This is a genomic window from Paraconexibacter sp. (assembly GCF_041602235.1).
Classification (GTDB): Bacteria; Actinomycetota; Thermoleophilia; order Solirubrobacterales; family Solirubrobacteraceae; genus Paraconexibacter.
In genome coordinates this window covers 1-7,642 of the sequence record NZ_JBFIGP010000185.1, presented here as the reverse complement: position 1 = coordinate 7,642, position 7,642 = coordinate 1, and the positions used below count along the sequence as shown (strand labels likewise).

Genomic DNA, 7,642 nt, shown 5'->3' with positions numbered 1-7,642 from the left:
GGGGAGACTCGAACTCCCGACCTCACGATTATGAGTCGTGCGCTCTAGCCAGCTGAGCTACCCAGCCACGGGGCGGCGGATTCTACGCGCTACCGTCGCTCGCGTGCTCCTCGCCGACGGTCCACCGCCGGTCCCCGCCGTCGCGGTCGCCGTGGTCGCACGCGGTCGCAGCGTCCGCGGACGCCCGCTGCGGCTGGTACGGCGGGGCTCCAGAGACGCGGCGCGACGCGTCCTGGTGATCGGCACGATGCACGGCGACGAGCCGGGTGGGCGCCGGGTCATCGCGTCGCTGCGGCGGGAGCGAGCGCCACGGGACACCGCGATCTACACCGTGGCCGATCTCAACCCGGACGGGTCGGCACGTCGCACCCGGACCAATCGCCGGGGCGTGGACCTCAATCGCAACTTCCCAGGGGACTGGCGCCGGGGAGCCCGGGGCCGGTTCTACCCGGGGCCGCGCGCCGCCAGCGAGCCCGAGACGCGCTGGGCGCAGCGGGTGGTGCGGACGGTCCGCCCGCACGCGACCGTGTGGCTGCACCAGCCCTACGGGATCGTGAACCTCACCGCGGGGGCCGACCGGCGCATCGTCCGCGCCTACGCCAGGCGCGTGCGCCTGCCCGCCCGCACCCTGCCGCGGTACCGCGGTACGGCTGCGAACTGGCAGAACACGACGTTCACCGGCACGTCGGCCTTCGTCGTCGAGTTGGCGGGCGGTCGCCCGTCGGACGCGATCGTGCGCCGCCACGTGCGGGCGATCCTCGCGCTCGCCCGCGACCTGTAGAGGCGGGCGCTGGCGGCCGAGGTGGCGCCGAGTGTGGGCTGGGCGCGGGCGGCCGAGGCGGGGCCGAGTGTGGGCGGGCGCGGGCGGCCGAGGCGGGGCCGAGTGTGGGCGGGCGCAAGCGGCCGAGGTGGGCGCGGGCGGCCGGTCCACCGCCCCGGTGCGGACGCGACCGCGGCTCGGAAGGTCCCGGACCCGGATGGGGGCTCGGTACGGATGTGGCGCGCGCCGGGCAACGCCAGGATCGACCGATGTCCCGGACCTCCCGAACCGCTGTCGTCGCACTCCTCCTGGTGCTGTGCGCCGGACCGCTCGTGGCGACGTCGAACGCCTCGCGGCGGGCGACCTCGTCGGAGGCACGCGCGATCCGGGCCGCGGTCCTGCGGTCCCTGGACGGAAGCGGATGGCGGGTGAGCTCGATCCGCGTGGCGAGCGTCCGCTCGACCTACCGGTACGCGAAGGCGACGGTGTCGCACCGCCGCACCGGCGTCGGCGGGCTGATGATCCTGCGCCGCAAGCGCATGCGCTGGAGCAGGGTCTACCTCGGGACCGACGGGTTCTGCCGCGCGAAGGCGCCGCGGAACGTCCTGAGGAACCTCGGGTTCCGCTGCTCGGATCCCAAGGCGCGGCTGACGATCACGCCCGCGTCGGCGCGCCCGGGAGGAACGCTGGTGTTCGCGGGGCGGACCTTCCGCGGCAACCGGACGGTGACCCTGTCCGCGGGACCGGCGGCCAGCGAGGGGGATCGCATCGGCACGGTCCGTGCGAGCAGGTACGGCCGGTTCCGGATCAGGATCACGCTCAGCACCTCGGCGGTCCCCGGCACCTACGTCGCGGTCGCCTGCCAGAGCGACTGCACCCGCAAGGCCACCGCGCGCTTCCGGATCGACGCCCCGTAGTCCCGATAGCCGGGGCCTGTGCCCCTCGTGGAGACACTGTCTCGGTTCGGGGCACAGCCCCTGGAGGGAAGAGGCGGGCAGCGCGTGGGATCCTGCCCGCGTGACCGGACCAGACGACCTCCTGCTCGCCGTCCCCAACGTCTCGGAGGGGACCGACGGCGCGGCGATCGCGGCGATCGCCGCCGCCTTCACCGCCGGGGGCGGAGCGACGCTGCTCGACGTCCACTCGGACCCGGATCACGGGCGCACGGTGTTCACGCTCGCGGGGCGGCCCGGCGCCCTGGCGGCGGCCGTGCGCGACGGCGCCCGCGAGGTCATGGCGCGAGTCGATCTGCGACGGCACGCGGGACTGCATCCGCACGTCGGCGCGCTCGACGTCGCGCCGTTCGTCCATCTGGACGACGCGCGCCGGGGCGCCGCATGCGCCGAGGCGCTGCACGCGGGCGCGCTGCTGGCCGACCTCGGGCTGCCGTGCCTGCTCTACGGCGCCCTGTCCGGGGGGCGCACGCGCGCCGCCCTGCGCAGGGGCGGCCCGGCGGCGCTCGACGCGCGCGTACGGGCGGGCGAGCTGGTGCCGGACTTCGGCCGCGGGCCGGCCGGGAGCGGGACACACCCGACGGCGGGGGCCGTGCTGCTGGCCGCGCGACCACCGCTGATCGCCTTCAACGTCGAGCTCGCACCGCCCGCCACGCTCGCCGACGCCCAGCGGATCGCCGCCCTGATCCGAGATGGCGGGGAGGAGGGGCTGCCCGGGCTGCGAGCGATCGGGTTGACGCTCGCGCACCGCGCCGACGTCGCGCAGGTGTCGATGAACGTCGAGGACCACCGGGCCCTGCCGCTGCGCGACGTCGTCGCCGCGATCGCGCGCCACGCGGAGGTCACCGAGGCCGAGCTGGTCGGGCTGGCGCCCGCTGCCGCGTTCGAGGACTTCCCCGCGGACGTCCCGGTGCGTGACCGGCGCACCGTCGAGGACGCCCTGGCACGCGTATCCTGAGTCGGGCGATGGCCCAGACCAAGAAGAAGCGCCGGACGAAACACCGCGGCAACGCCGCCGGCATGGTGGAGGTGCGGGGACGCACCGGTCGTCCGCTGTCGGAAGCCGACCGCAAGGCGCAGGTGAAGCAGACGGCGGCGCAGCGACGGATGACGAAGCTCGAGCGTCCACCGACCTGGAGGGGCGCGGCCAACCGGGCGGCGATCGCGTCGCTGCTCTTCGGCGTCGCCCTCCTGCTGCTGTTCGGGCAGGAGCTGTCGGCCGTGATCGCCCTGACCGGCTTCATGTTCTTCCTCTACATCCCCCTGGGCTACTACACCGACATGTTCATCCACCGCCGCCACCTCAAGCAGAAGGCGGCGAAGAGCCGGGCCGCCGGTGCTCCGAAGAAGGGCAAGGACTGATCCTCATGGCCGTCGACGTGCGCATGTTCACCGTGGGACCCGTGCAGGAGAACTGCTTCATCTTCCGCCTGCACGACAGCGACAAGGCCCTCGTCGTCGATCCCGGGGACGAGGCCCCACGGCTGCTCGCCGCGATCGAGGAGATGGGCGTCACGGTCGAGGCCATCCTGCTCACGCACACGCACTTCGATCACGTGGGCGCCGTGGCGGAACTGGCGCGCGCGACCGGAGCCCCGGTCTACTGCCCGGAGCTCGAGACGCAGATCCTCGCCAACATCAACGACTACATGCGGTTCCCCGGGTTCGGTCCCTTCGAGGACTACGACGCGGACGAGACCGTCGCGGGTGGTGAGACGCTGCAGCTCGCGGGCATGGACATCGAGGTCGTGTTCACCCCCGGGCACAGCCCCGGTCACGTGACCTACACGGTCCCCGCCGAGGGCGTCATGTTCAGCGGGGACGTCCTCTTCCAGGGGTCGGTCGGCCGGACCGACCTGCCGGGCGGCGACTGGCCGACGCTCGCGGCCTCGATCGCCGATCTGATGGCGCGCTACCCGGACGACACCCGTGTGCACCCGGGGCACATGGGCATCACGACCCTCGGCAACGAGCGGGCCAACAACCCGTTCCTGCAGGGCCTCCCGCAGACCTGATGGCCCAGAAGCTGCAGGCGCCGCGCGGCACGCAGGACGTGCTGCCCGACCAGTCCGTGCCGCGGCTGGCCCTCGAGCGCCTCGCGCGGTCGGTGCTGGAAGGCGCCGGGTACCGGCGCATCGAGACGCCCACCTTCGAGGCGACCGAGCTGTTCGCCCGCGGTGTCGGCACGTCGACCGACATCGTCCAGAAGGAGATGTACACCCTGGAGGATCGCGGAGGGCGCAGCATCACCCTGCGCCCGGAGGGCACCGCTCCCGTGGCCCGTGCCTACCTCGAGCACGGGATGCACAAGCTCCCGCAGCCGGTGAAGCTCTGGTACCTGTCGAGCTTCTACCGCAACGAGCGCCCGCAGCAGGGCCGCTACAAGCAGTTCTGGCAGATCGGCGCCGAGGCCATCGGCAGCGCCGAGCCCGCCGTCGACGCGGAGCTGATCGTGCTGCTGCACACGATCCTCACCGAGTTCGAGGTCGCGGACCTGCATCTGCGGCTCGGGTCGCTCGGCACGCCCGAGACCCGCGCGGTCTACCGCGAGAAGCTGGTGGCGTACCTGCGGGCCAACGAGGACCGGCTCAGCGAGGAGGTCAGGAGCCGCATCGACCTGAACCCGCTGCGGGCCTTCGACTCCGACCACCCGGGCACGCGCGAGGTCATGGCCGGTGCGCCGCTGCTCATGGACGAGCTGGACGCCGGCGACCAGGAGCACTTCGACGAGGTGCGGGCCCTGCTCGACATCGCGGGCGTGTCGTACGACCTCGATCCGACGCTGGTCCGCGGCCTCGACTACTACGCGCGGACGGTGTTCGAGTTCACCAGCGGCGCGCTCGGCGCCCAGAGCGCCGTCGGCGGCGGCGGTCGCTACGACGGACTGATGGAGCAGCTCGGCGGACCGGCCACCCCCGGCAGCGGCTGGGCGGCGGGCATCGAGCGGATCGTCCTCAGCGCCGGGCACCGGCCCGAGCCCGGTCCCGTGCTCGACCTGTACGTCGCCCTCGACGCGGGCGACGCCCAGGGCGACGACGCCCGCGCCGTGCGGGTGACCGCGTTCCAGCTCGCCGCCCGCGCGCGCGAGGCCGGCCTGAACTCCCAGCTCGAGCTGGCCGGCCGGTCGCTCAAGGGGCAGCTCAAGCAGGCTGCGCGCGCCGGTGCGCGATACGTTGCCGTGGTGCGTCCCGGAGAGATCGGCCTGAAGGACATGGAGAGCGGTGAGCAGCGGCCCGTGGCCGGCGGCGTCGACGCCGTCATCCACGACGTGCTGCGCGGGCGTGGGCCCGTGGTGCTGTGAGCGCCACCGGACCGGGCGGCATGCGGCAGGCACCCGCCCCCAACGCCTACCGGGACACGTGGTGCGGCACGGTCGGCACCGCCGACGACGGTCGCGAGATCCGCGTCAGCGGCTGGGTGCACTTCCGCCGTGATCACGGCGGCCTGATCTTCATCGACCTGCGCGACCGCTCCGGCCTGCTGCAGCTCGTGTTCCACCCGGACTCCAGCGGGGCGGCGTTCGCGGCCGCCGAGCGCCTGCGCTCCGAGCACGTCGTCAGCGTCACGGGCAAGGTCCTGCGCCGCGAGCCCCAGAACGTCAACCCGAACATGGCGACCGGTGAGATCGAGCTGGCTGTCGAGGCGATGGACGTCCTGGCCGAGGCGGACACCCCGCCGTTCCCGGTCAACGACGAGACTCCCGTCGACGAGAACACCCGCCTGACCCATCGCATGGTCGACCTGCGCCGCGAGCACATGCGCGACGCCCTGGTGCTGCGGCACGAGATCGTCCGCACGATGCGCGACACGCTCTACAACGAGGACTTCCTCGAGGTCGAGACCCCCATCCTCACGCGCTCCACGCCCGAGGGCGCTCGCGACTTCCTGGTGCCGTCGCGGCTGCAGCCGGGCTCCTGGTACGCGCTGCCGCAGTCCCCGCAGCTGTTCAAGCAGCTGCTGATGATGAGCGGCTACGAGCGCTACTTCCAGATCGCCCGGTGCTTCCGCGACGAGGACCTGCGCGCCGACCGCCAGCCCGAGTTCACGCAGCTCGACCTCGAGATGGGGTTCGTCACCGAGGACGAGGTCATCGGCGTGATGGAGCGCGTCATGACGGCGGTCTTCGACGTCGCCGGCCTGCAGGTGCCGCCCACGCCGTGGCGCCGGATGGGCTACGACGAGGCCGTCCTGAAGTACGGGATCGACCGACCCGACACGCGCTTCGGCATGGAGATCCACGATGTCGGGCCGCTGCTGAAGGGCTCGAGCTTCAAGGTCTTCGAGGGCCAGCTGACCGGCGGTGGCGTGGTGCGGGCCTTCAACGCCGGCAAGCGGGAGATGTCCCGCAGCGAGCTCGACGGGCTCAACGAGGTCGTCAAGCGCCACGGCGCCTTCGCCACCGCTCCGATCTACGTCGGCGGGGAGGCCGGCTGGGTCGGCAACCTCGCGAAGTTCTTCGAGCGCGCGCAGATCGACGCCGTGAACGCCGAGCTGGAGGCGACCGAGGGCGACCTGCTGCTGTTCGTCGCGGACTCCGAGAAGGTCGCCGCCGCCGCGCTCGGCGCGCTGCGCCTGGAGTTGGCCGAGCGCTTCGGCCTGATCGAGCCGGGCAGCCACGACGTCCTGTGGATCGTCGACTTCCCGATGTTCGAGCACGATCCCGAGCACGACCGCTACGACGCGCTGCACCACCCGTTCACCGCGCCGTCCGGCGATCTCGACGACCCGGCGACCCTCCGCTCGCGCGCCTACGACCTCGTGCTCGACGGGACGGAGATCGGCGGTGGCTCGATCCGCATCCACACGCCGGAGGTGCAGGCGAAGGTCTTCGAGCACCTCGGACTGGACGAGGAGGAGGCGCAGGCGCGCTTCGGCTTCCTGCTCGACGCCCTGCGCTACGGCGCGCCCCCGCACGGCGGCATCGCGATGGGCATCGACCGGATCGTGGCGCTCGCGGCCGGGCGGGAGTCGATCCGCGACGTCATCGCGTTCCCGAAGACCGCGAGCGGTGGCGATCCGCTCACCGGGGCTCCGGCTCCCGTCGATCCGCCGCAGCTCCGCGAGCTGGGCGTGAAATCGCTCGTGGATCCGCAGATCGCCGGTTCCTGAGCCGCGAGCTCAAGTCCCCGCCGGGCCCGTCCGATGGGTCCGGCGTGAGCCAGCTCTCGCGTCCCTACCAGTTGGCGCTCCTCGCGGTCCTCGTGCTCGCGGGCGTCTGGATGGTGGCGCTGCGCCCGTCCGCCGAGGCAGGGGAGCCGGGGACCGCCGCGGCGGCCGCATCCCTCGCCCCGCCGGCGGCGAACCCGGCCGCTCCGGCCCCAGGCACCACCGGCAGCTCGCCCGCACCGCGCCCGCGGGCAGCGCCCGCGTCGCCGAAGCGCGCGACGCCTTCCGGCGACCGGTCGAAGCCCATCCTCGAGACGCTCGCGGACGGGAAGGTCGCGGTCGTGGTGTTCTACGAGCCCGACGGCGCGGACGACCGTGCGGTGCGAGCCGCGGTCCGCGACCTGTCGCGGCGCGGCGGGGGCCTCAAGGTCTTCTCGGCGTCGATCGCCACCGTCGCCCGCTATGCGGCGATCACCCGTGGCGTGTCGGTGCTGACCGCTCCGACCGTGCTGGTCATCGGCCCGGATCGTCAGGCGCGCACCGTCACCGGGCTCACGCAGACCGCGGAGATCGACGAGCTCGTCTCGACCGCCGCCGAGCGCTGGCGACGCACCGCCCGGGCGGCGGCCCGCTGATCCCGAGGGCAGGCGACGCCCACCCGAACCCGGGCCGGCCCGGACGCGGTCAGCGGACGACGCGGAAGCGCACGGTGCGCGTGGCACCGCCCGAGGGCTTGGCGCTCAGGCGGTAGCGCCCGACGGCCAGTCGCTTGCGCCCCAGCCGTCCGGTGAACCTCACCCGATTGGTGCCCTTGCGACCCTTC

The 7,642-nt window shown here is 73.3% G+C and carries 8 protein-coding genes and 1 tRNA gene; 8 read left to right on the top strand and 1 reads right to left on the bottom strand.

Features of this window, described 5'->3' with window-relative positions; all coding sequences use genetic code 11:
* Positions 1-59: transfer RNA gene (locus tag ABYE80_RS14115), tRNA-Met, on the bottom strand.
* A gap of 44 nt (positions 60-103) precedes the next feature.
* Between ABYE80_RS14115 and ABYE80_RS14110 the strand changes: the two genes are divergently transcribed.
* The 8 genes from ABYE80_RS14110 to ABYE80_RS14075 all read left to right on the top strand — a co-directional run bounded on the left by ABYE80_RS14110 (position 104) and on the right by ABYE80_RS14075 (position 7,454).
* Positions 104-781 carry a DUF2817 domain-containing protein gene (locus ABYE80_RS14110; protein WP_372790921.1) on the top strand — a complete coding sequence of 226 codons (678 nt, stop codon included), beginning with the start codon at positions 104-106 and terminating at the stop codon, positions 779-781.
* A gap of 248 nt (positions 782-1,029) precedes the next feature.
* Positions 1,030-1,677, top strand: a complete 648-nt coding sequence (locus tag ABYE80_RS14105; protein WP_372790920.1) for a hypothetical protein — start codon at positions 1,030-1,032, stop codon at positions 1,675-1,677.
* A gap of 100 nt (positions 1,678-1,777) precedes the next feature.
* Positions 1,778-2,671 carry a hypothetical protein gene (locus tag ABYE80_RS14100; RefSeq protein ID WP_372790919.1) on the top strand — a complete coding sequence of 298 codons (894 nt, stop codon included), beginning with the start codon at positions 1,778-1,780 and terminating at the stop codon, positions 2,669-2,671.
* Between the two features lie 8 nt (positions 2,672-2,679).
* The gene (locus ABYE80_RS14095) at positions 2,680-3,075 is read left to right on the top strand and encodes a hypothetical protein (RefSeq protein ID WP_372790918.1); all 396 of its coding nucleotides are present in this window, start codon (positions 2,680-2,682) and stop codon (positions 3,073-3,075) included.
* Positions 3,076-3,080: 5 nt separating this feature from the next.
* On the top strand, positions 3,081-3,728 hold the full coding sequence (locus ABYE80_RS14090) for an MBL fold metallo-hydrolase (protein ID WP_372790917.1): 648 nt from the start codon (positions 3,081-3,083) through the stop codon (positions 3,726-3,728).
* A complete protein-coding gene (gene hisS / locus ABYE80_RS14085; protein WP_372790916.1) occupies positions 3,728-5,014 on the top strand; it encodes a histidine--tRNA ligase in 1,287 nt (428 codons plus the stop codon). Before ABYE80_RS14090 ends, hisS begins: the two co-directional genes overlap by 1 nt.
* Before the next feature lie 20 nt (positions 5,015-5,034).
* The gene (gene aspS / locus ABYE80_RS14080) at positions 5,035-6,822 is read left to right on the top strand and encodes an aspartate--tRNA ligase (RefSeq protein WP_372790922.1); all 1,788 of its coding nucleotides are present in this window, start codon (positions 5,035-5,037) and stop codon (positions 6,820-6,822) included.
* A 44-nt stretch (positions 6,823-6,866) separates the two neighbouring features.
* The gene (locus ABYE80_RS14075; RefSeq protein ID WP_372790915.1) at positions 6,867-7,454 is read left to right on the top strand and encodes a hypothetical protein; all 588 of its coding nucleotides are present in this window, start codon (positions 6,867-6,869) and stop codon (positions 7,452-7,454) included.
* Positions 7,455-7,642 lie beyond the last annotated feature (188 nt).